This window comes from Vibrio sp. 10N.261.55.F4, assembly GCF_041470465.1.
GTDB classification, from domain to species: domain Bacteria; phylum Pseudomonadota; class Gammaproteobacteria; order Enterobacterales; family Vibrionaceae; genus Vibrio; species Vibrio crassostreae_C.
The window spans coordinates 69,955-95,533 of sequence record NZ_JBFRMM010000001.1; the positions used below are offsets into that span (position 1 = coordinate 69,955).

Consider the following 25,579-nt stretch of genomic DNA (forward strand, 5'->3'; position numbering starts at 1 on the left):
ATAGCTAAGTAGCGCATTTAACATAAGGGGCATTTCACGCACTTATTCCCACTGCTTTGTTGATGCCTGATCGAGCATTTTGAGATGACCTATTGCCATTGCTGAGGATGAGAAATATTTTATCGCTCTTTCTCTCATTTTTTTCTTATTTAGCTGATGGGTAAGTGACATCGCTTTGATAAATTCGTCTTCATTCTCACACAGAAACCCTGTTTCACCATGTACTATCAATTCACTCATTGCCCCCCTGTTGTATGCTATTACAGGTGTTCCTGATAGCATTGCTTCAATAATTGTTAGCCCAAAAGGTTCTTCCCAAGATATTGGAACAAGTAATGCTTTTGCGTTTCTTAACAAGTCTTTTTTAAAATCACCATTCACAAATCCAACTGGTGTAATTAATGGATGCCATTTAAACCATGTTTCTGGTGAGCCTAGTCGGTGTCCGCCAGCCACAATCAAATTTGATTTTGTTTTCTTTGCTACTTTTATTGCTGTCTGTATTCCTTTTTTACTTCTTTTTACTTTGGCTAAAAAAAGAAAATATCCTTTTTTTTGTTCGTTATATTCAAATTCTGATTCTGGGATTCCATTATAGATGTAATTAAAATTAATTTTATTTTTATTATATTTAGACTGAGATGCGTGGCTTTTTGATACAAACACAGTATTACACTGAATTCCATCTCCTGCGTGGCAGATAGATATAAAGTTTTTATATCTATCTCGTAACTTAAATATTATTTCCGTGGATAATCCTCCATGATATTCTATGTCTGTAATATCTTTTGGGATTAATGTTGAAAGTTTTTGTAAATTACATTTCGCTTCATCTGTCAATGTAATGTGAGTATATTGTTTTGTTGAGTAACCTTCTGGAGACAATACATATATTTTAAATCCCATATTGGATTGTTCTTTTGCTAACCAATCAACCAATCGGTTTGCACCACCACTATTTTTATTTGGTGGTAATGGCTGGGAGTGTATGTGAAGAATACATCTAGTCATGCTTTTTATCCTCTAACGAAAATAGAAGTCTATCACGTTCATTTTTTAAATAAGAATCCAACATTAATAGGATCTTTTGTTTGTACTCGTCATTTTTTGACATCCTATCTAATACCATCGTCCCTAAAAGAATCTTTCGTCTTGTGTCATTCTTTCTGTTTTGAGCTTTAACTCGTTGTGCCTCTTTTTGTATCTGCTCTTTCAGTTGCTCTTGTTTTCGCTTTAGCTTTTCTAGTTTTGTTGTCATGGTCAAATCCTGTTGTTGATACTTGGGTATTTTACCATCACAATGCTGTGAAAACACATTTCTGATTATGAGGAAATGCGCACTTATACATCGTACCGATGTGTGCGAAATCACTTCGTGATTATCCGATCACCCATTTCGGTTTAAACCGATCACTGATTCCGCGATTATCCGATCACTTAGAGTAAAAATAAGAAGAGAGAAAAAAGGTAGGATCTGGTGATCGGAATAAACCGAAACAGGCGATCGCAATCACCGAAATACGCACATAATCAACATTGGATGTATACACACAAGCTGATAACATCGAGGTTGCTAAGAGTAAAAATATCACTCTGAATTTTGCCATTTTTTCATATCAGACCTAAAAACGCTAAAAAATTAAGGCATAGATAATAACAAAGTTAGTGCATAAACTAGGTGTTCATTATTCCTATTATGGTAAATGTGCGCGTTTGCTATCAGAAACAGCCCTCAGACCACCTCAAACGCTCTTAGCGAAGATTTTAGACACTTGATCAAGGCGGTATGCTTCCATAACGCCTTGTAGGTTTGTGACGCTTTAAGATCGGTTTGTAGAGCAAAAGTCATCGAGTTGCTTTGAACTAAGAACTGCACTCTGATACCCAGTTTACGTTCTTTTTGAGTTTGGGTGTCAGATTAGTTCTATTAGGCCAAAAACCACTCGACTGTGAATGCAGACTTTTTGGCTAAACCAATTTAGGGGCAAAAGCGAGTTAGCCCCTAATGACTCACCGACGTCGAAAACAAGTTAATAATCACGACGCCCACCAAAATCAAAGCGATACCGATGATCGCAAAGATATCGAGTTTTTGCCCGTAGACCAGCCAAGACAGCGCTGCGACTAGCACTATCCCTGCCCCACACCAAACCGCATATGCCACACCTAAAGACATAGTTTGAACCGTGAGAGACAACAGATAGAAAGCAAAGCCATAACCGACTAGCACTGCGGCAGTCGCGGGCAAAGAAGTAAATTGCTGCGTTTTAGGCAATAGAGAAGTCGCGACAACTTCAAATACAATGGCAAGTGACAGCATCACAGGAGGCGAGAGAGATAAAAGCATGTTTAAGTCCACAACAATAAAATACGGCGCTCAGAATATTGTAGTTTTATTTCCGATTCATGCGATTTTCAGCAAGTAATTATTATGATGCACCTTAAAAATTCTTAGGTGTAATTCTCGATTAAACCTACGCTTAGACAAAAAGAGAGCCCACTAATTCGTGGCTAGCAGACCCTTCATCAATCTAATCATCTAATCATCTAATCATCTAATCGGCAAAAGCGCTTAATTTGCAGACGTTGAGCCTCTTAGGATATCGCGCTTCACTTCACCTTTAAGATCGGTCAGGGTTTGCTGGTCGATATCAATCAAGAAGTGGTCACTTGCTTGGCCTGTTGCGAATTTTTCAAGAATCACGAACAAGCTACCGAAACGAGAGCGGAATACCTCTCCCACTGTATATTGGCCAAGATCACCTAGCTCTGAATCCACTGTGCCATCAAACTCGGCAAGCTCGCGGCTTAGCAGTTCGTATTGGCGTAGTTGTGTTTCACCGATATCACGGAACGCCAGTTCGTCTGCATTACGTAGTCGGTAGAAATCGGTTGCTAGTAGCTCACCACTCCACTCTGCAAAGTCAGCTAAGCTTAACCCCTCAGTAGTTGCCAAAACCTCAGCTTCTACTTTGGCTGCCTGCCAATCTTTCTGGAACTGTTCCTCATCAACGACACCATTTGCAGTGCAGCCTTCAACTGGATAACCCAACTTGTCAGCTAATTGACAAACCGTGAACTGCGTTTCTAGTTGAGACATGATCATCATCTCTTCACCGTTCATGTGCATGATCATTTCACGCATTTCGATTGGCCAATCACTAGGAAGGAAACGCAAGCGCGTTAATTCACGGATATGCCAGTCGGTGAGTTCATAGTAACTCTTTGAATCAAGAATATTGATATCCCATATCTTAGCTTCTTCTTCCTCATTACTTGCGTTTGCTGTTAAGTACTCATGCTCTTCTTCGTAGTGACTAAATAGTTCGTTGTAACGTTCAACTTGATCGATAACCACAGTTTCAACTTCGATTTGGTTATCAGGGCGAATGTTCAGCAGCTTGTAAGCTGGGATGTAACCCGCTAACGATGGCGCTTGGATATTAAAGAGCGTGTGCTGAACACCATCGATATTGAAGCTTTTCTTACCAGTATCGTTAAAGTGCATATGACCGCCAACGTGGATATTCAATCCTGTTGCAGCAAGTGTACGACTAGTATTGTCATCTGGTTCACGAGCCAGTTGATGGCTTCCTTCACCAAACAGATCTTCAATCTCTTCAGAGGCACCGTTGTAGAAATCTGTCATTGGGAAGTGCGAGAAGGAAACAAGCGTCTTATTCTGCTCTTTGGCTGCTTTTACTACATCAGAGATCCAATCGATCACATGTTCTTTGTGAGTCAGCATCATGTTGTAGCCAGCGCTGCTTGATCCATCAAACGTGTTTCCGTCTACAGAGCTATCAGACGAATTTTCTTTAGGGCGATAAACATTCGCGTCAATGGCCAACAGCCACAAGCCTTTGACTGGCTCGACTAAGTAACTGGTATCCGGCACTTCAGAACAACTTGAGTAGCCATTCTCTTTATAACTACCACCTGTTCCTTCATAACAGATCTCGTACATGCGCTTATCAAAAGCTGCTTCTTCTTTCGCTAATTCATAGCTGTAGTTGGTACGAGCTTGCGCACTGCTATAAGGGGTTTCAAAGTAGAGATAATCTTGCTGAGGGTAGAAGCCGTGAGTACCAAGGATACTCATGATCTCTTCATAGCCCCACTCACGCACTTCTTCAGTACAGATGGTTGCTAGGTTATCGCCGTCACCGGGAATGGTTGTCCACTCATCTTCATAGCCAACACACTCTTCCTTACCCCGACTATAAATACGTTGGTTCTTACCCCCTTCTCCCAAAAAGTCCGACTTACCCGCAGGTATAGTAAATGGCCTCACTGGATCGTGGTTGCCAGGCGCTGCAAAAAACTCAAGGCCGTACGTGTCACGATAGTGGTCAAAAATGCTCACTAATCCACGCATATGTACTGGCTGACCGTCGTCACTGAAGTCCCCCGGCAGTGCTACGTACTTCACTCCGCGCTCAACCACATCATCAAGCGCTGCGATCATCGCGAAATAGTTTTCGTTGAATAGACGGGTAGAGTTCATCTGAGACTCCATCGTTCTGATCGTTGCATTCTTACCACTGATTGCATTCGGCAACCCTGCGAACGAGCCATCCTGAAAATCACCGTAAACATCATGGAAATGGATATCAGGCATGAACGCCACTTGCACTGCGCTATCCATATTGCCGCTGTCATCACTTGGCGAACTTGAATTGCAACCGACCAAAGCTGTTGCTATCAAGCCTGACAGTACGGTCAATGTACTCTTTTTCATTTTCTCTTCCCAAAAAGTTAGAACTCAAAATTTGGCGAGGAGATTAGGTGAGAAAAATGACACTATTGTTTCTGATATCTTACAAAACGTCGCATACAGAGTGCTTATGCGACATTGCTTCAATCCTTAAAATTCAATTAGTTAGTAATGATCATGAGTATTGATGACTCTATCGTACGAATCAGTTATTAATATATAAGCCGCCATAAGACAACCCCTCAAACATCAATGACAACTATGCATTCCGACTATTTGAATAAGTAGCCCTCCATCAAAAACCGGCTCGATCCGAATAAAGTAATCACAGGGAAAACAGATCATCTCTCCATACTTATTATTACAAATAAGTAATAATCATTTTCTATTTAAGGGGATTATCAAAACATGCACTCACACCTATACTAGCTCCAACAAAACGAGAGAGCGGAAACAATTAAGCTCAACTACGCTTAACGGGTTGAATTTAATTGCACAGTTATCCGCTGTACTGACATATAGGAAACATCCAATGACAATCGAAATTAAACCTGGTCAAACGCATATCAAATCAAAAGCAATGGTTGCATGGGCAGCTGGCGAGCCACTAAAAATGGAAGAAGTTGATGTACAACTTCCTAAAGCTGGTGAGGTTCTAGTTCGCATCGTTGCTACTGGTGTTTGTCACACTGACGCATTCACATTATCAGGTGACGATCCAGAAGGTATCTTCCCTTCAATTCTTGGTCACGAAGGTGGCGGTATCGTTGAGATGATCGGCGAAGGCGTTACAAGTGTTGAGATTGGCGACCACGTTATCCCACTTTACACAGCTGAATGTGGCGAATGTAAGTTCTGTAAATCTGGTAAAACTAACCTATGCCAAGCCGTTCGTGAAACGCAAGGTAAAGGCCTAATGCCAGACGGTACAAGCCGCTTCTCTATCAATGGCGAAACGATTTTCCATTACATGGGCTGCTCGACTTTCTCTGAGTACACAGTACTTCCAGAAATCTCTCTAGCGAAAGTAAGCAAAGAAGCACCACTTGAAGAAGTTTGTCTTCTAGGTTGTGGTGTAACAACAGGCATGGGCGCGGTACTTAACACAGCTAAAGTTGAAAAAGGCGACAACGTTGCTGTATTCGGCCTAGGCGGTATCGGTCTTTCTGCAATCATTGGTGCTCGCATGGCTGGTGCTAACCGCATCATCGGTGTAGATATCAACGAGAGCAAATTCGAGCTAGCAAAACAGCTTGGCGCGACTGACTGCATCAACCCAACTAAGTTCGACAAGCCAATCCAAGATGTTATCGTTGAGATGACAGACGGCGGTGTTGAGTACTCTTTCGAGTGTATCGGTAACGTAAACGTGATGCGTCAAGCGCTTGAGTGCTGTCACAAAGGTTGGGGCGAATCAGTCATCATTGGTGTTGCAGGTGCTGGCCAAGAGATCGCAACTCGTCCATTCCAACTAGTGACTGGTCGTGTATGGCGTGGCTCTGCTTTCGGTGGTGTTAAAGGCCGCTCTGAGCTTCCAGAAATCGTAAACCGTTACATGGCGGGTGAGTTTGGCCTTCAAGAGTTCATCACTCATACAATGGGTCTGCAAGACGTAAACGAAGCATTCGACCTAATGCACAAAGGTGAATCTATCCGTACTGTTCTACACATGGATAAGTAACACATCTTGGCCTCGATTCTTTCGAGCATCGAGGCCACAGCTACAAATGAATAGCAACAAACTGTCTTCACCACCTCCTGCCCGGTGGGTGGTGAAACTTTATGTAATATAGACAAATTTACTCCCAAACCATCAACCTAACGGAGCACAATAGATGACAATCGAAAACATTAGCCAAGCAAAGGTTGCTGGTGGTTGGCACAAACAATACACCCACTTTTCTGCAACGCTTGACTGCAACATGCGTTTTGCGATTTTCTTGCCACCTAACGCAAGCAAAGAAAACCCAGTTCCTGTTTTGTATTGGTTGTCAGGCTTAACCTGTACCGATGAAAACTTCATGCAAAAAGCCGGCGCTTTCAAAGCCGCGGCTGAGCAAGGCATCGCGATTGTTGCACCAGACACTAGCCCACGTGGCGAAGGTGTTGCCGACGATGAAAATTACGATCTCGGCCAAGGTGCAGGCTTCTATGTGAATGCTACTCAAGCGCCATGGGACAGCCATTACCACATGTACGATTACGTGGTAACAGAGCTCCCTGCATTAATTGAGTCGTTCTTCCCTGTTACATCCGTAAAATCGATTTCTGGTCACAGCATGGGCGGACATGGTGCCCTAACGATTGGCATTAAAAACGAAGATAGCTACCGTTCTATCTCTGCATTCAGCCCAATCACCAACCCAATGCAATGCCCTTGGGGACAAAAAGCCTTCAACCAATACCTAGGCTTGGATATTGAAGAGTGGAAACACTACGATGCCTCTGAGCTTCTAAAAACCAAAGGCACTAAACTGCCAATGTTGGTCGACCAAGGTGAAGCCGATAACTTCCTGATTGAACAGCTTAAACCAGAGCAATTAGTCGAAGCCGCTAAGGTAACCAATGCCGATTTAGATCTACGTATGCAGCCTGGTTACGACCACAGCTACTACTTCATCTCTAGCTTTATTGATGAACACATTGAGTTCCACGCTGCTTACTTAAACAAGTAGCCAGATGAATTTAGCCCGCACTTTGTAAACGCAAGGTGCGGGCTTTTTTATGCCTACTGATTTTATAACGGTTGCTTTTATAACTGCTTAATACGCTGCTTTAACGCTTCTAAATCTATATCATTGCCAACAATTCGTAATCGAACATACTCTTCAGTCATCGCGTCGCACGTAATAGCAAAATCGACACCCGAACATGTCTTAATACCGATACTCTCAAATAGCTTTGAAAGGTGAGTTCCTCTCTTTTTCAACAACATAATGGGCGTCGATATTGACGTGCCAACCACCTCAATATTGTTCTCAGACAACAAGCCGATCATTTGCTGCTTAAAGTATTCAGTTTTGCTGCGGTTCATTTCTAAGAAGTGTTTTGCATTGGGTAAGGTCGCCGATGCGATTTTTATTGAGGGGTAAGTCGGCGTAAACACACTCACCGCAGCTTCGATTGCAGAAGTCAGGTTTTCACTGCTGGCTAAGTAACCGAGTCGAATCCCAGCGAGCCCTAAACCTTTAGAAAAGGTTCGTAAAACTATTAAGTTGTCCAAGACTAAGGTCTGATCGAGCATAGACTGCTCAGGGGTCAGGTATTCACCATATGCCTCGTCGACAATCAAAATAGCGCCAGAACGCTCACATACTCTCGCTATCTCGACCAGATAAGCTCTGTCGTAGATTCGACCCGTTGGGTTGTTGGGATTATCGATATACACCAAGGCAGGATTTTGACTGCTTATTTTTGATGCCAACACACCGAACAGATCCGACTCGTTTTGATAATCAAACATGTTGATGGACTGGTACTTCCCGCCCACCAAAGTGAACTCTGATACTGCTTCAACAAACTGAGGGCCAATGCCTATCATGGTGCGATTGTTGTGATCGATAAGTTTATTGAAGATAAGTTCTAGCGCCCCAAGAGAGCCCGTGGTGTACGTAATACGACAATCTTCAATCCCAATAAACTGGCGAGTCAGATAAGTCAGCTCCGAAAGCTCCCTGTGGCAATAGTACTTATCAATACCGTAGATAATATCTTTGATCACATGTTCAGGAATTTCTGGTGCGCCAAATGGATTGGAGCCAAGTGAACAATCGATACGAAATGAGTGATCGACATAAGAATGGTATTCGCCACTTAACCGTGGATTTAAATGCATAAGAAAACGCCAAAAAAATATTCATGCGCTATTCTTATCGTACTGAATTTTATCTATATAGGTCATTTCGCGACAGTTCTTCGCCTTGTTTCGAGAGACTGGTTAAAAACCAAGATTGGTTCAAATAACGAATTCTCTTAAGCCATAATCAAGAGTTAAGCACTCGTGTTTACATTTCGAGTTAACCGAACCGCTTTCTTTGCGCTAGATTAAGCTGAGATAAGATAGGGTAATAACAGAGCTTGCATCTTTACTCTCCCTAGTTACCATAGCCCCATTAACATCCCCCATATTTTGAAGGTTGCTATGAAAGCAATTAAGACTCTTTTCTTCCTGATGGTTTTATTGAGCGGTCTGTTTACCGCTTGGCTGTTTATTCCAATTCCAGCGACCATGGACAAGCAAACGCTCGACGTTCCATTAACGGAACCATTCAAGCTTGTTGCGTATCGCAGCAACCCGAATGATGCGAGCAAGCCGCTGACTTACCACTACTATGTGATTTCAGATGTGGTTGGTGTAGACGACATGGACCCATTCCTGATTACCACGGACCAGTTCGTGAAGCTTGGCGAATTCGACGAGAACACATTCAACCTTACGGTTAACGGCAAGATTGATAGCTACACCAACGATTTGTGGATCAAGAAATCTGATGGCAAGCTTCAACACTGGTACGTGAGTATTAACGCGAACTATATTCGTTAAAATCGAACTGCAATAAACCTCATTTTAAAACTGCGCTTTGGCTTCCAAGCGCAGTTTTTGTTTCTAGCAACACCCTCCACTTATCCCGACCCGTTCGACATAAACTGCATTGCCTACTTTTGATTCACTGCTGCCCTTGCTCTCAAGGTGTTATAAGCTCTTTAGATACGATAAGCTCAGACCATGCTCGACGCCCAATAAATCAAAATAATAAAGGATCACCCGTGGAATTTACGCTCGACAAATTTAACGGCATCATCATTGACCCAGCAACAGCCCCTCACGATGTTGACTCATTCAATGCCGAACTCAGCGAGATCACCGAATTTTCAAAGCAGAATAGCAAAGGCATTATTTGGATTAGCTTACCTATTTCACTCTCGCACCTTATTCCGGTGGCGACTGAGCTTGGCTTTGTGTTTCACAACTGCTTAGAAGACGAGATTACGCTGATCCACAAATCCGAGATTGTAGAGTTTGTGCCTTTCATTCCGACCCACACCTTGGGTGCTGGTGCGTTAATCACTAACGAACACAATCAAGTTCTGATGATCAAAGAGCACGGCATGACGGGTTACAAATTACCGGGCGGTCATATTGAGTTGGGTGAAGGCATTGAAGAATCGGTGGTTCGTGAAACCTTGGAAGAAACCGGTATCGAGGCAACGTTCGTTTCTGTGGTTGGCATGGCGACAAGACACCCGTATCAATTCGGTAAATCAAACCTCTACTTTATTTGTCACCTTATCGCTCAAACTCAAGAAATTGCGATTCAAGACACTGATGAAATTGCAGAAGCTAAATGGATAGATGTAGAAGAATATATTAACAACCCCGACAGCTACCCGTTTAACCGCCAATTGGTCGGCTCTTTGATAGGCAAACAAGGATTAGAACTTACCCAACTAGAAGGCAACTATGGCCCGAACCATAAGCCAGAGATCTTCTTTTCGAAAAACTAAAGCGATTCAAACATAAAAACGCCAAGCTCATAAGAACTTGGCGTTTTGCTTTTCATTTTACTTATATTGTTTAAGCCATCTCGTTGCTAGTGACTTCCTAATTAGACTGTTCTAGAACCTATCTATTTTAGAAAAAGCCTAACGGATTAGTATCGTAGCTAATTAATAGGTTCTTAGTGTTTTGGTAGTGATCGAGCATCATCTTATGTGTCTCACGGCCGATGCCGGATTTCTTATAACCACCAAACGCGGCATGTGCTGGATAAGCGTGGTAGCAGTTCACCCAAATACGTCCAGCTTCAATGTTGCGACCCATGCGATACGCTAGGTTTGCATCACGCGTCCATACACCTGCACCCAAGCCATATTCGGTATCGTTGGCAATCTCTAGCGCTTCAGCTTCGTCTTTAAACGTCGTCACCGCGATAACAGGGCCGAAGATCTCCTCTTGGAATACTCGCATCTTGTTGTGCCCTTCCAACATTGTTGGCTGGATGTAATAACCATTACCGAGATCATCAGATTGCTGCGCAACTTCGCCACCTGTCAGCACTTTCGCACCTTCTTGGCGACCGATTTCTAGGTAGCTCAGAATCTTATCGAACTGCTCTTTTGAAGCTTGTGCGCCAACCTGAGTATCAGTATCTAGCGGGTTACCTTGTTTAATAGTTTGAGCACGCTCGACCACCTTGGCGATGAACTTGTCGTACACCGATTCATGGATCAGCACACGTGATGGACAGGTACACACTTCACCTTGGTTGAAGAACGCCAGCAACATGCCTTCGACACACTTATCAAGGTATTCGTCTTCATGGTTAAAGATGTCTGGGAAATAGATATTTGGAGACTTACCGCCAAGCTCAACCGTTGATGGAATCAAGCTTTCAGCCGCACATTTCAAGATGTGGTGACCGACTTCTGTCGAACCGGTAAAGGCCAATTTCGCTAAACGATCGCTGGTTGCTAACGCTTGACCCGCTTCGTTACCAAAACCATTGACGATGTTGACTACGCCTGCAGGTAGAAGATCAGCGATCTTCTCCATCATCACTAAGATCGATGTCGGTGTTTGCTCCGCTGGCTTCATCACAACACAGCAACCCGCAGCCAGTGCTGGCGCCAATTTCCAAGCCGCCATTAAAATCGGGAAGTTCCAAGGAATGATCTGCCCCACCACACCGATGGGTTCTGGGAAGTGGTAGCTCGCGGTGTTTGAATCTAGCTCGGCTGCGCTGCCTTCTTGCGCCCGAATACAGCCTGCAAAGTAACGGAAGTGGTCAACAACTAACGGGATGTCTGCCGCTAGAGTTTCACGCACAGGCTTGCCGTTTTCCCACGTCTCCGCCACCGCGATTTCTTCTAGGTGCGCTTCAATGCGATCGGAAATTTTAAGTAGGATATTGGAACGTTCTGTCACACTGGTCGCAGCCCAACTAGCACGAGCCGCATGCGCCGCATCGAGTGCCAAGCTAATGTCTGCCTCTGTTGAACGTGCCACTTGGCAATACACCTGACCATTCACTGGGGAAGTGTTATCAAAATACTCGCCGCTGACAGGCTTCACCCACTCGCCACCGATAAAGTTATCGTATTGAGCTTTAAAGTTCACCACTGCGTTGTCACTACCCGGCTGTGCGTAAATCATAGTTAGATCCTTCTTCGATTTGATATTCGTTATTGAGCTAGAGCTGTCTTATTTTTGTGGCGGCTCCCCTTGAGAAAAGAACTCATGGCGAGACGCCCATGTTTATGCTTTCTGTTTAAAACACTGATACTTCGTGTTTTCTTCACAACAGTAACAACGCAAATCACACGCCAGAACTTCAAAACTTGTTGTTAATAAATTGTAAAACTATGATTACCAAACGTTTACAACCCAAAGTGAGTTGGCATTGAACGGACGTATGGAAACCACTCCAGTGTTCAACTGTTCCAAATTGGTACACCCTCACTGTTACGACATGGAACAGTCATGCACCTTCAACAAGCAAACACCTCAGATTGGCTTTCGTCCTCTTGGCACCGCAGCACAGAAGCGGGTCTAAAACAGAGACGACTTCCTGAAGACATTCGCCTACCACAATCGATTCTTAAGCAGCGACGTCATCAATCGGCTGACTTGATCCACATCGTCGAACGCAATGCGCTGCCTTTGTTTAATCAGATGTTTGCTCGTACCGACAGTCGTTTGATTCTGACCGATATTGAAGGGGTGATTCTGGCGAGTTGGGGACAGGAGCGGTTTAAGGAGAAGCTGACATCAATTGCACTCAGCTCAGGAGCGTGTTGGCAGGAACAACTTAAGGGCACCAACGCGATTGGCACCGCGATTGTTGAAGCTAAACCCGTGACCATCATTGGTGAGCAGCACTTCATCCACCAGCATCGATTTATCAGCTGTTCAGCAAGCCCTGTGTTTGATCACCAAGGGAACATGGTTGGCGTATTGGACATTACCAGTGAGCAGCAACAGCACGACAGTTCGGTGCAGCTACTGGTTCAAAATATGGTTCAGCTTGTTGAAAACCAGCTACTGAGCCACATCCCACAAGGCACCACTCGCATCGACCTCGCATGTGAGAAATCGTTATTACACAGTGGTTGGCAAGGGATTGTAATAGCCAATGAAGCTGGGGAGGTGGTGGCACACAATCAGGTCGCCTCTCAACTATTGGATCAAACCTCGATCGTCGGTGAGAGTATCGATACCCTCTTCAACCGAACCTCATTAGACACGCCTTTTGTATTTGAGAAACAACACCTCAAACAACCAACCACCAAACGCACGCGCTCCATTTCAGCATCGTGTGATTTGCACCATGGCGAGCAACAAATCGAACACGCTTGGCAGCAAGCCAACAAGGTAATCGATAAAGGGATCAGTTTGTTGATCTTAGGAGAAACAGGAGTTGGCAAAGGCGAGTTTGTTAAAGCGCTGCACAAGCAAAGCCAGCGTAAGTCTTCGCCCTTGGTAGCGGTAAATTGTGGCGCGCTGCCTAAAGACCTTATCGAATCTGAACTGTTTGGTTACGCGCCGGGCGCCTTTACGGGAGCAAGCCACAAGGGCTTCCAAGGTAAGATCCGTCAAGCAGATAAAGGGATTCTATTTCTAGATGAGATCGCCGACATGCCTTTAGAAGCTCAGTGCCGACTACTGCATGTTCTGCAAGACAAATCCGTGGTGCCAGTTGGTTCTAATCAAAGCTATCAAGTCGATTGTCAGATCATCGCTGCAACTCACAAAAACCTCGAGCAGTTAGTCGCAACAGGTGAGTTTAGGCAAGACCTGTATTACAGACTCAATGGCTTAGCCTTCACCTTGCCAAGCCTACAACACCGACAAGACAAGCACGCTTTAATCGAGCACATTCATCGTAAATACGCCGAAGACGAACAGACAATCTGCCCGCACTTGATGAGCTTACTGTGCGCCTATTCTTGGCCGGGTAATATCCGCGAATTAGACAACTTACTTAAGGTTGCTGCTCTATTAGCAAGTGATGAACCCCAACTCACACTCGAGCATGTGCCCAGCCACCTTGCTCAACATCTCACGTCATTAGCACACGATAATCAGCATCAACTCACGCCTCCTAATACCACCAAAGGTACAGCTAATAACGATTTAAGAAGTACCGTTGAAGAAACCTTGCTGCAAACCTATCAAGCCAACCAAGGCAACATAAGTAAGACTTCGAGAATACTCGGTATCAGCCGCAATACCATTTATCGAAAATTGAAAAGCTTGGGAATCCTCCAATAGGAAGATGAACCTAAGCTACTCAGAACCCAGCTCCACAAGTTGATTGAGCACTTCTTTATCCAATACCGGGTGATGCTTGGTCGCTAGGATCAGCACAATATCGACCGAAGGCAACGGTGGCATATCATCGAGGATTCTCAAATCTGAAGTCACGCTCAGCTTACCCATCGCGCCAATGGCTAATCCAGCTTTAACGATCGCTCGCTGCGCTGAAGCAGTATTGCTACACGCCAATAACTGATAAGGCGTGCCCTGCTTGGTTAAGCCATTCACTGCCGCGGCGTGGTACTTACAATCGGTCTGAAACAAGGCTAATGGCACTGGTTTAGACTCATCGAACACATAATCAGGGCTGCTTATCCATACTCCGATATCATGAGTGAGCCAGTAACCCTCTTCACTATCGGGCGCTCGGGTGACAATCGCCGCATCAAGCCTGCCGTCATCCAACCACTCTCTCAGCGTAATGCTGGGCAGGCTGAATATTTGGATTGAACAGGTGGGTTCTGCTTTCTGCAACAGGCGAATCACTTTCGGCAGAATGGTGTCGTTGTAGTCTTCAGGGCAGCCGAGTCGCAGAGGTTGTTTGTCTTCATAACGCTTTACTTGCTTGAGGGCGGTGTTGTGGAGGGCGACCAACTGTTCGGCATGAGAACGCAGCGCTAAGCCAGCTTCAGTCAGTATTAAATTACGTCCTTCTTTCTGGAAAAGAGTGACGTTGAGTTCTTCTTCCAACTTACGCATCTGAGCACTGAATGCCGATTGGGTACGATTTATCTGTTTCGCTGCACGAGTGAAACTACTGGTTTCCACAAACGCGAGAAAGCCTCGCAAAGCATCAATATCCATATTGAAATCACCACCCATCGTTTTTATTAATGTATTGCATCAAAATTATCCGTTAGTGCTCCGCAATACAATCCCCTAAGCTCAAAAGCATACTCACCAAACGCAAGGAAGCAACGATGCAGCTTTATATTGGAAACCAGAACTACTCAACTTGGTCACTGCGCGCATGGCTAATATTCGACAACTACAACCTGAGTACAGAAGTCATCAAGCTCAAGCTATTCACCTCTGATTTTTACGACACTCTGGCGAAAGTGACGCCAACGGCCAAGGTTCCAACCCTAGTTGATGGTAATGTTGCGGTGTGGGATTCATTGGCGATTCTCGAATACGTTAACGATGCCTATTTGGACGGTGCAGCGTGGCCTAGCTCAGTGAAAGAACGCGCCCATGCCCGAGCAATTTCCGCCGAGATGCACTCTGGGTTCTTTGCCGTCAGAAATGAAATGCCGATGAACTGCCGCGCACAACGAAAGCTCACACTGAGTGAAGACGCACTGAAAGACATCGCTCGTATTGATGCAATATGGTCTGCACAAATGGAACAATACCCAGAGGGATGGTTATTTGGTGAATGGTCGATTGCCGATGCGATGTTTGCACCCGTCGCATTGCGCGTAGAAACCTATGGAATACAACTTTCCGAAAAGGCATCGCAGTATCAACAACGTGTGCTTAACAGTCCATCAATACAAAAATGGCTGGCAGAGGCAAGCTTAGAAACCGATGTGGTTGAAGAAGATGAGGCGGGCAAGCCAGTATAAAATACAAGACACCCTTCCAAAGCTCACTAGTCTGTGAGCTTTTATCTAAACCTTATTAATTTGGTCGATTGTGATCGCCTAATCACAATGTGCAGATGTGATTGTTTATATTCAAATAAATTCAAATAGTTAAGATAAACATCATGTTACGAGCAACGATCGCATTACTCAGTATTACTAGCTTCGCCGTATCTGCCTACGTCCCTCTTCCTTCTGGAGAAGAGTGGCTCAATCATGCTACTGAAGGGCTTGCACCTTATTGGTTAATGCCTAGCGCTCAAGGGGATCCGATAGGCAACTTCCCTACTTTCCGCTGTGATGACGGTACCTTGCTCGATGTTTCCGATGTATGCCCTGAACTGAACAAAGGCTGGATCACGCCACACTTTGGCAAAGAGTTTACGCGGATGAAGTCACGTCAAACTTATGCCTATGGCGTGCTCTACCACCTTAGTGGCGATAAGCAGGCTTTAGCGCTTGCCAAGCAAGGAGCCTACTACATCATTGATCAGCTAGAAGATAAGCAAAACGGCGGCTTTATCGGCTACACAAAAGAGGGAAAAGTAGGCCAGAATTGGCAGCAGCGTACTTCTCAAGATCAAGCGTATGCATTAGTTGGCCTTGCCATGTATTACTACCTGACTCAAGACAAAAAGGTAGAAGAAGCACTCATCGCACAACAAGCTTTTATCTTTGATAAATATCGACTTAGCGACAACAGCGGTCTTGCTTGGGTACTTGCGGATGGTGAAGATGGCAAAGCCACACAGCGTGAACTGGTCGCGCAACTTGATCAGATTAACGGTTATATGCTGTTAGTCGCTCCCCTGCTAAAAGAGCCCACCAAGACAAGATGGCTTGATGATCTAAGTTGGCTGACACAAACCATGGTCGAGCACTACCACTCTGAAGATGAACAACGCTTCTACGGGGCCATTCACAGCAAAGCCGCCAAGATGCCGAATGCTAATCACAACGATTTTGGGCACACCATCAAAGCGTATTGGATGACTTACCTTACAGGCCAAACATTGAATAACTCTGAATGGAAAGAGTTTGGCATCAAAGGGATGAAACACACTCTCGTTCATGCGCAATATCAGAAAAATTTCGTGAGTGTATCCCAATATTATGGCGAAGAACTTCAGAAAGCGTGGAAAGGACAAGAGATAACTGGCTGGCAAATCAGACCAAACACAAATTGGGCTTCATCATGGGAATGGGCGGAGCTTGATCAAGCAGCAATGACGGTTTCACTTGTCGATGGTTCAATGAAAGACGTCCTGCAATACACCCTACCGACCTTTCATGATGTATGGGTCGACCATAAATACGGTGGTGTCGGGCTTGACCCAAAACGCACCAAAGCTTTCCATTGGGGCAACGGTTATCACCAATTTGAACATGCGCTGATTGGCTATTTGTTCGCTCAGCAAGTTGACGCGAAGCCAGCAGTATTGCATTACGCAAGGCCGACCAACAGCGAGGTGCCAATGGAACCGTATTACTATCAAGGCGATGTGGTGGAGCTATTGAATAAAGATGACGGAACGCAGAAGGTCAGTTTCAATAACATTCGACCTTAGCGTTGGTTGTTTGTTCTAAATGGACTTGAGATTCAGGGCTACGGGGAATGGACAAGGTCAAAGAGTTAGCACAATAGTGATGTCGCAGACCAAACAAAAGCCGCTGTTGATCAGCGGCTTTCTTGATGGAGATAAGCGGAGGTTAGTTGTCCAACCCTTTAATTGGGTTCATCGAGTGATAAACGGTGTTCACGTCACCAGTCATCGACAATGAACTCAAGTCATCAATGAAGAAACGGCTGGTCATTGTGTGCTTACCGCCATTGATAAAGATTTCGATCACTGACTTATCAACATAAACCTCGATGGTTTGCTTGGTGCTCAACCTCGGTGCTTTTCTCACTGAGCCAAACTCTTCCGCGTAGAGCTGAGACATCTTACTGCGATCAAGCATGAACTCCTTTTCTGTAGCACTGAACACGATGTTATCACCCGCAACGTTAGCAAGTGTAAACTCAAACTCGTCAGTATCCGTTTCGAGCTCAACCATGAAGCTGGTTGTATCCAATTCAAGAGCATTTTCAACCACCACAGCTTCACCCTGTAGCGCTTTCAATTCAGGTAAAGCAGACTGAACAAGATAGCCATCTTGGATTTGAAGTTCGCGTGGTAACGACAACATGCCCGCCCACTGATACTCATTAGATGGTGTATCAATCTCAGGCAGACCAATCCAAGCAATCAGAATACGGCGGTCTGTATCATCTAAATAAGTCTGTGGTGCATAGAAATCGAAGCCATAATCTGGCTGCGCAATATCTTGGTGGTTTTCCAGTTCTACCGAATCGAGATTTAAGCGGTCACCGACGATATAAGCCACCGAGTAGATATTTTTGAAATCGTATGGATTTTCGCTAGACACACCTTGTGGAGAAAACAGCATCACCGACTGATTCTCTATTTCAAAGAAATCTGGGCATTCCCACATATAGCCAAGGTTGTTGTAACGAGTTTGAATTGGACCTTTGTGCTGCCAATTCATCAGGTCTCGGCTGCAATATAGCGCCATAGAGCCAGTATTTTGAGGCGTTTGAGCACCCACAACCATCAGATAATCGCCGCCCTGTTTCCACACTTTTGGGTCTCGGAAATGTTCGGTGTAGTGATCGTTTTCGATAACCACGCCGTGCTTTTCTATTTTGCCGTCAGCAGACATCTTGGCAAAACATTGAGTTGGCACTCGCAACCAATTTCCATCGCGCTTGTTACCTGTAAAAAACAACAATGCATTGTCGTTTTCAACCAATGCACCACCAGAGTAAACACCGTGAGAGTCGTAATCTTGGTCTGGGTGCAAGCCAATACCGTGGTCTTCGAAATGAACGAAGTCTTTGGTAGAAAGGTGGTACCAGTACTTCATACCATGGACGGGGCCAACTGGCGTCCATTGGTAAAATAGGTGGTGTTCACCATTAAAGAAACACAGACCATTCGGATCATTAAGCAGACCAAACTTAGGCGCAATATGGTAGCTTGGATAGCCAGAGTCTTGTTTGCGAAGCTCTACCATCGCATCAATACTCTCTAGAGAAATATCTTCTATACGGCGATATCTTTGCTCTACTGTCCAGTTCGAGTTCAAACTCATACACTCTCCTCTACGGCATTCGTATTTGAAGAGTCTTTTTGAATAAACTGAGTAAGAGCTTCTTGCGTTGGAAGTGCGGTCATTGCGCCTTTTTGCGTGGTCGCCAGTGCACCACACCCATTCGCCCACTGAATTGCAGAATCGACGACTTGTTGATTGTTCCACTCATCATCTTGAGAAAGCTTTGCAAGCAAACCGCCAACAAAAGCATCGCCTGCACCCGTGGTATCCACTGGCGTCACTGAGCGACCTGAAATCAACACACCTTGGTTTTCAAATACTCGCCAAACGCCTTTCGCGCCCTGCGTAACCAGAACAAGCGTGTTGTTAAGATCTGCAATGTTAGCCAAACCTTGTTCCATCGAAGTTGAATCGGTTAAGAAATCCAGTTCTTCTTCTGAGAATTTAACCACATCAGCCAATTCAACCGCTTTCATGACCACAGACTTAATTTCAGATGGGTTTTGCCACACTTCATCACGAAGGTTTGGATCGAAGCTGATGTAACCGCCCGCGGCTTTCATACGTCGGATCGCTTCGAAGGTACTGCTTCGGCTTGGTTCATTAGCCAAAGAGATCGAGCAGACGTGTAGCCACTCGTTTTTCTTAAATTCGGGAATGTCTTCAACAGACATAAACTGGTCGGCACTTGGCTTAACCATAAACGTAAAGCTACGCTCGCCTTGGTCATCAAGATCGACCACCACGGTTGACGTGCGTTGTTCAGGGTCCTTCACCAAACGCTCGGTATTCACACCTTCCTTTTGCAGAGTCACTTCCATAAAAGTGCCAAACGGATCGTTACCCACTCGGCCGAAAAATGCGCTTTTGCCTAAAAGGCGAGAAATCGCTACCGCGGCATTAGCAGGAGCTCCGCCCGGACATTTCAATAATGTCGAGTCAGACTCCGGAATGAGGTCGACGACGGCGTCTCCAGTTACCCAAACTTGATTCATCTTTCTTACCTTAAAACTGAAAATCATGACAACCGAAAGCAGTAGCAACCGAAAGCAAGGTGAAACTTCACGCTGTCATGTAAAAATATAAAAAGGCTAGCTAAGCCAAATCACCTAGCTAGCACCCCAAAGCTTAGGAAATGAAGTGAAAAGGGGGGCTTCACTTCTAGGGATAAACGTTAAGCTGTTGTTTTAATGTTTTGCTTGCTGCTCTCACGTAAACCTAAAACAACGGTCAGAGCAAAGGCAGTCACGAACGCGATAATCATACCTACCACGTAGTAGCCAATTTTTTCCGGCGATATTGAGATGATGCCAGGAATACCCGCCGCCCCCAATGCTTGTGCTTTCACATTGAACATAGTGATAAACGCGCTTGAAACCGCAGCTGCACAAACCGCAGCAATGAATGGGTAGCGAAGCTTCAAGTTCACACCGAACATTGCAGGCTCAGTAATACCAAGCAAACCGGTCACACCAGAAGGAATCGCGATACCTTTCATTTTCTTATCTTTACTCATGAAACCAACCGCCAGTGCCGCTGCACCTTGTGACACGTTAGACATCGCCGCGATAGGGAAGATAAACGTACCACCAGTTGTTGCAATATCCGCAAGCAACTGAGTTTCAATCGCGATAAAGCTATGGTGCATACCAGTAATAACAAACGGCGCATAAATCAAACCAAACACCGCACCGCCAATGAAGCCAGCACTGTTGTATAACCAATTTAGGCCGTCACCAAGCAGGAAGCCGATATCACGAGTAAATGGACCAACAATCGTGAATGTTAACAAACCAGTTATGAAAATCGCCAATAGCGGCGTTAGCAAGTTATCCAGAACCGAAGGAATAACTTTACGCAGCCCAAGCTCAACTTTCGCTAGAATAAACGCAGAAACAAGAACGGGTAGTACTGAACCTTGATAGCCTACTTTCTCGATTTCGAAACCTAAAATGTTCCAAACCGGAATGCTGCCCGACACTGATGCGCCACCGAAGCCCCAGCCGTTAAGCAAGTCTGGGTGAACCATCAACATACCTAAAGCCGCGCCAAGGTATGGGTTACCACCAAACTTCTTACTCGCTGAAAATGCTAATAAAATAGGTAAGTACACAAAAGGAGCATTAGCAAATGTATTGATCATGTTTGCTAAGTCGGTCAAACCCGGATTAGCGTCGATTAAAGATTTGCCATCAATGAATAAGCCTTGAGCCGTCAATAGGTTGTAGATACCCATCAACAAACCACCAGCAACAATCGCCGGAATGATTGGTACAAAAATATCAGACAGGCCTTTCACCGCGCGTTGCAGGATATTTTGGTTGTCAGCACCTGCAGACGCCACATCGTTGGTCGACATTTCCGTCATTTCAGTCAGCTTAGCCAACTCAGCATAAACTTGGTTTACGATGCCTGAGCCAAAGATGATCTGATATTGACCTGCCACTTTAAACTGGCCCTTAACCCCTTCTAGGTTATCAATCGCCTGTTCATCAATTTTATCTTGGTCTGCAACCGCAAGACGCAGACGAGTCGCGCAGTGTGCGAGTGCGGTGATATTACTTTTACCACCTAATAGAGAAAGCAGCTCTTTTGCTATTTTTGGATAATTCATTACATACCCCATTGGATTATCATTTGAGCTTTTGAATTTTCGGGAACGTTTGCAAAACAAATTTTTGCCTAGAAATAACAAATGATCAAAGATAACTGCTCAATAGTGTGAGAATGATCTTCAAATTATCTCCCTAGGATAAGAAGACAGGGTTAAAATCCCCTAATAACAGGTAAATTTGATGCTCTGTTTGCAAACAATCCCAAAACTAAAATTACAATTGGATAATGAATAATGGCTAGTCTTCATGATGTCGCTCGTCTCGCTGGAGTTTCCAAGTCGACGGTTTCAAGAGTAATCAATGATGAGTATGGCGTAAAAGACGCGACCAAGGTGAAGGTGCGTAAAGCGGTTGAAGAGTGTGGCTATCTCCCAAACCAAGTCGCTAAAGACTTAAAGTCCCAAAAAACCAACCTGGTTGGCGTGATTGTTCCTAGGGTTTCTTCCCATGCCACCTCTCAGGGTGTCGATGGTTTAACCGCCGTCTTAGAGCAAGCGGGCAAGCATGTATTATTAGCGAGCACACACCAAACACACCATAAAGAACTTGAATATATTCAGATATTTAACCAGAAGCGTGTTGAAGGCATCATCCTGTACGCGACCCACCTCGACAACCAATTAGTCAAAGCGATTCAAAGCTCTGCCGTACCCGTGGTATTGGTTGGTCAAGACGGGTCAATGTTTAACATCCCAAGCATTGTGCACGACGACACTCGCGTAGGGTTTGAAGCGGGTAATCGCCTCATAGCGAAAGCTTGTAAGCATATGGGATTCATCGGTGTGCAAGGTGATGATATTGCGGTTGATAAGATGAGATCGGAAGGCTTCGCTCAATCGCTTCAATTTAACGACCTCACACTGCAATTTCACGCCCGTGGCGACTTCACCATAGAATCAGGTTACCAACTGGCGAAGCAGTATCTCAAGGAGCACACCAAGCTCGACGGCCTATTCTGCGCCACTGACCGTATCGCAATCGGTGCGATCAGAGCAATTCAAGAAGCGGGCCTCGTTCCAGGAAAGGATGTCTTGGTACTCGGCGTGGGTGATGATGAACTTGCTTCAGTATGCACACCAACGCTGTCTACGTTTAACTATGCGTTTGATAAAGCGGGAGAAAATGGAGCCAAGCTGCTACTCGACCGTATTGAGAAAAAAGGCTTTGAAATGAGCAAGATGGTGTTGACCTTCACCACTATTGACCGAGAGTCTTGCTAGCGATTTATTTCAGAGATCAGGTTATCCCAAGATAAAAAATGCCAACCTTCGAGTTGAAACGATAAGGTTGGCATTTGGTGATGCGACTATCACATCATGAGTAACACTCTCTATCTAAACGATATATCAAGCAATTAGAACCAAGTTTCCATCTGCAGTGCAAACAGAACCTCGCCGCCCTCTCCCATCGTTGCAGCATCTGCTTCAGTGCTAATCGAGTAACCATTCAGGTCTTCACTCCAATCCACATAGCTCACAGCGAAACGCAGTTCAGGCCTATCAAAGAAACCAGTGCTAGTTGAAAGCTTCAGTGTTGGTGCAACTGTCGCTTTGTAGAAACCGCCGCTCGCTTGCTCTGTCGAGTTGTCTAAATCCATGTATTGCAATGAACCTTCGTAAACCATCTCAAAGTTCTCTGTAAACTCTTGAGCTAATCGAACGTTTAAAGAAGCCCATGTGAACTCGTCATTCTTCTTCAAACGGTCTTGGCTATGCTCTGCCATTAATGCAGGTGCTAAGCGCCAGTTGTCGCCAATGCGAGTGACACCGTAGCTAAACAGGCGAACGGCTTTCGCGTCATCCAGTAGATCACCATTTGAACCGATGCCTTTTAGCTCTGCACCTAGGCCACTACCCACTAACATACCCGTTTTAGAGAAGCCTTCGCTCAGACCAAAGAAGTTGTCTCCATGGTACGCAAACATTGCGTGTACACCGCTTTCAGCTGCGCCATTTAGGCGGCTATCGTTGTCTGCTGAGGTCATACCGCTCAACATCACTTGCCATTGGCCAATACGGTTATTCATGGTTGCAATGTAGTTTTCTACATCTGTTGACGAGCTATCAATCTCACCAAAATCTCGGCCATAAATAGAGAAATTCGCTTTCCAGTTGTCGCTCATCTGAACGTCATAAACGCCCGCACCAGTACCTGATAAGAAGACAATATCCGAATCGAAAAAGTGAATATCAAAGTTGTCGCGATCGAATCGTTTACCCGCCCAAAACGTTGCTTCAGAAAACGCTTCAGATTCAGAGAACATGCTCAGACGGTTCAGTTCTGAATACACTTGTCGCACATTCAACTGGCTTTCGCTGGCAGTCCACTCGTTATTTGTCTCAGTACTGTCGGCCAACATGATGCGAAACAAAGCACTAGAGCCATCGTCTGCAAATCGCTTATGAATCAAGTTCGCTTCAACGTAATGATCATCTTCAACACCAAGACGTCCAATTGGAGCTCCAATGGCACCCGCCGCTGTCATGTAAGGACCAGTACCTGTCGCGCCGTTTAGGTCGTCGTTGATCAATAACCCAGAGCGAGCATAGCCGTGAAACTCAAACGAAGAAGCCTTTTCATTGGCCTCGGTAGAGACCTGCTCTGTTTGTGCAACCCTTTGTTCTAATTCATTAATACGTTGCTCTAATGCTGCAACGTCTTCACTTGCTAATACCGATGTAGTCATTAGCCCCATTGTTACAGCAACCGCTAAAATGTGTCGTTTCATTCTGATGTTCTCACGTTAATTGTTTTGGATTATCTGCAAACGTTCCCAAAATAATTCGTAAGCACATTTCGGCTTATACTTTTGATGTATAAGCTCTATATCGAAGAAGAAATAGAAATCAGTCGTGTTGATTACTTCACTTTTGTATCTGAGTGGATGATAGATCGATAATTTCGGGAACGTTACCGAAAATGCATAATTCTGATAACTTTGTCACAAGTGAAATTGATTAATGGGCGAAAAATAGTGTATCGCGCACATTGAAGCCTTTATCAAGGTCGTCGATAAGCTAGAGTCAGTTACGAACAAAGCGTGATGAAACACACAATAACCACCACCTTTAACTGATGAATAACTCGATTATCGAAGGTGAACACGGTTTTGTTCAATCTAATAAATGACGATCGAATCATAAAAGGGAAGTTAGAAATGAATCCAGATACTTATGAAAGCTTCCAATAAAAAAGCCAAGTTGAACCTTAGTGATCAACTTGGCTTTAAATGGCTCAATGAATGCTTTCTAGCGCGTTGTAACGTCACAAAAGTAGAGATTATTTAATTGGATAATGTCGCTTTAAAAACGCAATCACATGCGGTACATACTTATCGGTATCAAAAATTGGAGCACTATGACCAACACCCTCCTCGATAAACAGCTGATTCTCAATGCCGTACTTGTCCAAAGCATGTTTGAGGATCTGGCTTTGCGCTAAAGGCACTCGCTTATCCAGTGTTCCATGGAACTGAATGTAAGGCGGAGCATCACTGTTTATATAACTGGTCGTTGAAGCTTGTGCCGCTAGCTCTGGTACTTCACTCGGGATATCACCTAAAAAGCGTGACACCGACGACTTTTTACTGGTTGGTCTGTTCCCTTTATTACCTAGTTCCAGAAGGTCCGTCGGGCCAAAAAAGCTTACAACTCCAGCCACTCGATACTTAGGTTCTGAGTAAAAGCTAATGTCACCGTGCGTATTACTTGCGCCGACCAATCCCGCTAAATGACCACCAGCTGAACGCCCCATCATAACCACGTTATCGGCGGCAAGATTGTACTTGTTAGCATGGTCATGAAGATAGTTAATAGCATCATTAATATCCGCGACTGGTTTTGGGAAAGTTGCTTCGCCACTTAAACGATAATCGACCGCAGCCAACGCATAACCTTCATCCAAAACAGAATTAAGCAACAACGGGTTTTTAGTCGGAATATCGTCTTTAGTGCCACGCTTCCACGCACCGCCATGTACCCAAACGAGCAACGGATATTTTCCATCAACCTTTGCTTCTGTTTTGGGAAGGTAGAGATCAAGCTTGATCTCTCGTGCTTCTACCGTCTTAAACAAGATGTCCTTTTCTACTGTGTATACCGCATTAGCATTAGCATTAGCATTAGCATTAGCATTAGCATTAGCATTAGCATTAGCATTAGCATTAGCAGCCGATAATCCAACAAATGAAAGCATCAGTAATTTTGTTATCTTTTTCATTATGAACCTC

At 44.6% G+C, this 25,579-nt stretch carries 20 protein-coding genes; 8 read left to right on the forward strand and 12 right to left on the reverse strand.

The window, feature by feature from the left end; all coding sequences use genetic code 11:
• Window positions 1-42: 42 nt before the first annotated feature.
• From AB4249_RS00345 to AB4249_RS00360, 4 genes are all read right to left on the reverse strand, one after another.
• Window positions 43-1,011: a glycosyltransferase gene (locus tag AB4249_RS00345; protein ID WP_017065029.1), complete on the reverse strand. Its 969-nt coding sequence runs from the start codon at window positions 1,009-1,011 to the stop codon at window positions 43-45.
• Window positions 1,004-1,258, reverse strand: coding sequence for a hypothetical protein (locus tag AB4249_RS00350; protein ID WP_017065030.1), 255 nt, complete (start codon window positions 1,256-1,258; stop codon window positions 1,004-1,006). The genes AB4249_RS00345 and AB4249_RS00350 overlap by 8 nt, the downstream gene beginning before the upstream one ends.
• A 744-nt stretch (window positions 1,259-2,002) precedes the next feature.
• Window positions 2,003-2,347, reverse strand: a complete 345-nt coding sequence (locus AB4249_RS00355; RefSeq protein ID WP_065584843.1) for a multidrug efflux SMR transporter — start codon at window positions 2,345-2,347, stop codon at window positions 2,003-2,005.
• Between the two features lie 225 nt (window positions 2,348-2,572).
• Window positions 2,573-4,741, reverse strand: coding sequence for a metallophosphoesterase (locus tag AB4249_RS00360; protein WP_102332236.1), 2,169 nt, complete (start codon window positions 4,739-4,741; stop codon window positions 2,573-2,575).
• Window positions 4,742-5,249: 508 nt separating this feature from the next.
• Here AB4249_RS00360 and AB4249_RS00365 point away from each other — a divergent pair.
• Together AB4249_RS00365 and fghA are read left to right on the forward strand one after the other, a co-directional pair.
• Complete coding sequence (locus AB4249_RS00365) at window positions 5,250-6,398, forward strand: S-(hydroxymethyl)glutathione dehydrogenase/class III alcohol dehydrogenase (RefSeq protein ID WP_017076927.1); 1,149 nt, start codon at window positions 5,250-5,252, stop codon at window positions 6,396-6,398.
• A gap of 154 nt (window positions 6,399-6,552) precedes the next feature.
• Window positions 6,553-7,392, forward strand: a complete 840-nt coding sequence (gene fghA, locus AB4249_RS00370; protein WP_017061633.1) for an S-formylglutathione hydrolase — start codon at window positions 6,553-6,555, stop codon at window positions 7,390-7,392.
• A 77-nt stretch (window positions 7,393-7,469) separates the two neighbouring features.
• Here the strand turns inward: fghA and AB4249_RS00375 are convergent, their stop codons facing one another.
• Window positions 7,470-8,552 (reverse strand): pyridoxal phosphate-dependent aminotransferase, encoded by a 1,083-nt coding sequence (locus AB4249_RS00375; RefSeq protein WP_017061632.1) that lies wholly within the window; start codon window positions 8,550-8,552, stop codon window positions 7,470-7,472.
• A gap of 306 nt (window positions 8,553-8,858) precedes the next feature.
• On the opposite strand from AB4249_RS00375, the gene AB4249_RS00380 reads away from it, so the two are divergent.
• Entirely contained in the window at window positions 8,859-9,260 is a 402-nt protein-coding gene (locus tag AB4249_RS00380; RefSeq protein ID WP_017061631.1) for a hypothetical protein, read from the forward strand.
• 224 nt (window positions 9,261-9,484) lie between these two features.
• Window positions 9,485-10,222, forward strand: a complete 738-nt coding sequence (locus AB4249_RS00385; protein WP_104216025.1) for an NUDIX domain-containing protein — start codon at window positions 9,485-9,487, stop codon at window positions 10,220-10,222.
• Between the two features lie 127 nt (window positions 10,223-10,349).
• Here AB4249_RS00385 and AB4249_RS00390 read toward each other — a convergent pair whose 3' ends face one another.
• Window positions 10,350-11,870: an aldehyde dehydrogenase family protein gene (locus AB4249_RS00390; protein ID WP_137002175.1), complete on the reverse strand. Its 1,521-nt coding sequence runs from the start codon at window positions 11,868-11,870 to the stop codon at window positions 10,350-10,352.
• A gap of 327 nt (window positions 11,871-12,197) precedes the next feature.
• Here AB4249_RS00390 and AB4249_RS00395 point away from each other — a divergent pair, with 327 nt between their 5' ends.
• Window positions 12,198-13,988: a sigma-54-dependent Fis family transcriptional regulator gene (locus AB4249_RS00395; RefSeq protein ID WP_017067474.1), complete on the forward strand. Its 1,791-nt coding sequence runs from the start codon at window positions 12,198-12,200 to the stop codon at window positions 13,986-13,988.
• A 15-nt stretch (window positions 13,989-14,003) separates the two neighbouring features.
• Here the strand turns inward: AB4249_RS00395 and AB4249_RS00400 are convergent, their stop codons facing one another.
• Entirely contained in the window at window positions 14,004-14,855 is an 852-nt protein-coding gene (locus AB4249_RS00400; RefSeq protein ID WP_102428694.1) for a LysR family transcriptional regulator, read from the reverse strand.
• A 98-nt stretch (window positions 14,856-14,953) separates the two neighbouring features.
• On the opposite strand from AB4249_RS00400, the gene AB4249_RS00405 reads away from it, so the two are divergent.
• Window positions 14,954-15,601, forward strand: coding sequence for a glutathione S-transferase family protein (locus tag AB4249_RS00405; RefSeq protein WP_372073864.1), 648 nt, complete (start codon window positions 14,954-14,956; stop codon window positions 15,599-15,601).
• Between the two features lie 143 nt (window positions 15,602-15,744).
• Complete coding sequence (locus tag AB4249_RS00410) at window positions 15,745-17,187, forward strand: N-acylglucosamine 2-epimerase (RefSeq protein WP_372102132.1); 1,443 nt, start codon at window positions 15,745-15,747, stop codon at window positions 17,185-17,187.
• A gap of 142 nt (window positions 17,188-17,329) precedes the next feature.
• Here the strand turns inward: AB4249_RS00410 and AB4249_RS00415 are convergent, their stop codons facing one another.
• The 3 genes from AB4249_RS00415 to AB4249_RS00425 form a co-directional block, all read right to left on the reverse strand.
• Window positions 17,330-18,775 (reverse strand): sucrose-6-phosphate hydrolase, encoded by a 1,446-nt coding sequence (locus AB4249_RS00415; protein WP_372102133.1) that lies wholly within the window; start codon window positions 18,773-18,775, stop codon window positions 17,330-17,332.
• A complete protein-coding gene (locus AB4249_RS00420) occupies window positions 18,772-19,731 on the reverse strand; it encodes an aminoimidazole riboside kinase (protein ID WP_372102134.1) in 960 nt (319 codons plus the stop codon). Before AB4249_RS00420 ends, AB4249_RS00415 begins: the two co-directional genes overlap by 4 nt.
• 179 nt (window positions 19,732-19,910) lie before the next feature.
• The gene (locus AB4249_RS00425; RefSeq protein ID WP_065584829.1) at window positions 19,911-21,350 is read right to left on the reverse strand and encodes a sucrose-specific PTS transporter subunit IIBC; all 1,440 of its coding nucleotides are present in this window, start codon (window positions 21,348-21,350) and stop codon (window positions 19,911-19,913) included.
• Between the two features lie 234 nt (window positions 21,351-21,584).
• Between AB4249_RS00425 and AB4249_RS00430 the strand changes: the two genes are divergently transcribed.
• Window positions 21,585-22,571 (forward strand): LacI family DNA-binding transcriptional regulator, encoded by a 987-nt coding sequence (locus tag AB4249_RS00430; protein ID WP_017067468.1) that lies wholly within the window; start codon window positions 21,585-21,587, stop codon window positions 22,569-22,571.
• A gap of 134 nt (window positions 22,572-22,705) precedes the next feature.
• Here AB4249_RS00430 and AB4249_RS00435 read toward each other — a convergent pair whose 3' ends face one another.
• Both AB4249_RS00435 and AB4249_RS00440 read right to left on the reverse strand, forming a co-directional pair.
• Complete coding sequence (locus AB4249_RS00435; protein WP_102320859.1) at window positions 22,706-24,079, reverse strand: carbohydrate porin; 1,374 nt, start codon at window positions 24,077-24,079, stop codon at window positions 22,706-22,708.
• A 551-nt stretch (window positions 24,080-24,630) separates the two neighbouring features.
• Complete coding sequence (locus AB4249_RS00440) at window positions 24,631-25,569, reverse strand: alpha/beta hydrolase fold domain-containing protein (protein WP_372102135.1); 939 nt, start codon at window positions 25,567-25,569, stop codon at window positions 24,631-24,633.
• Window positions 25,570-25,579 lie beyond the last annotated feature (10 nt).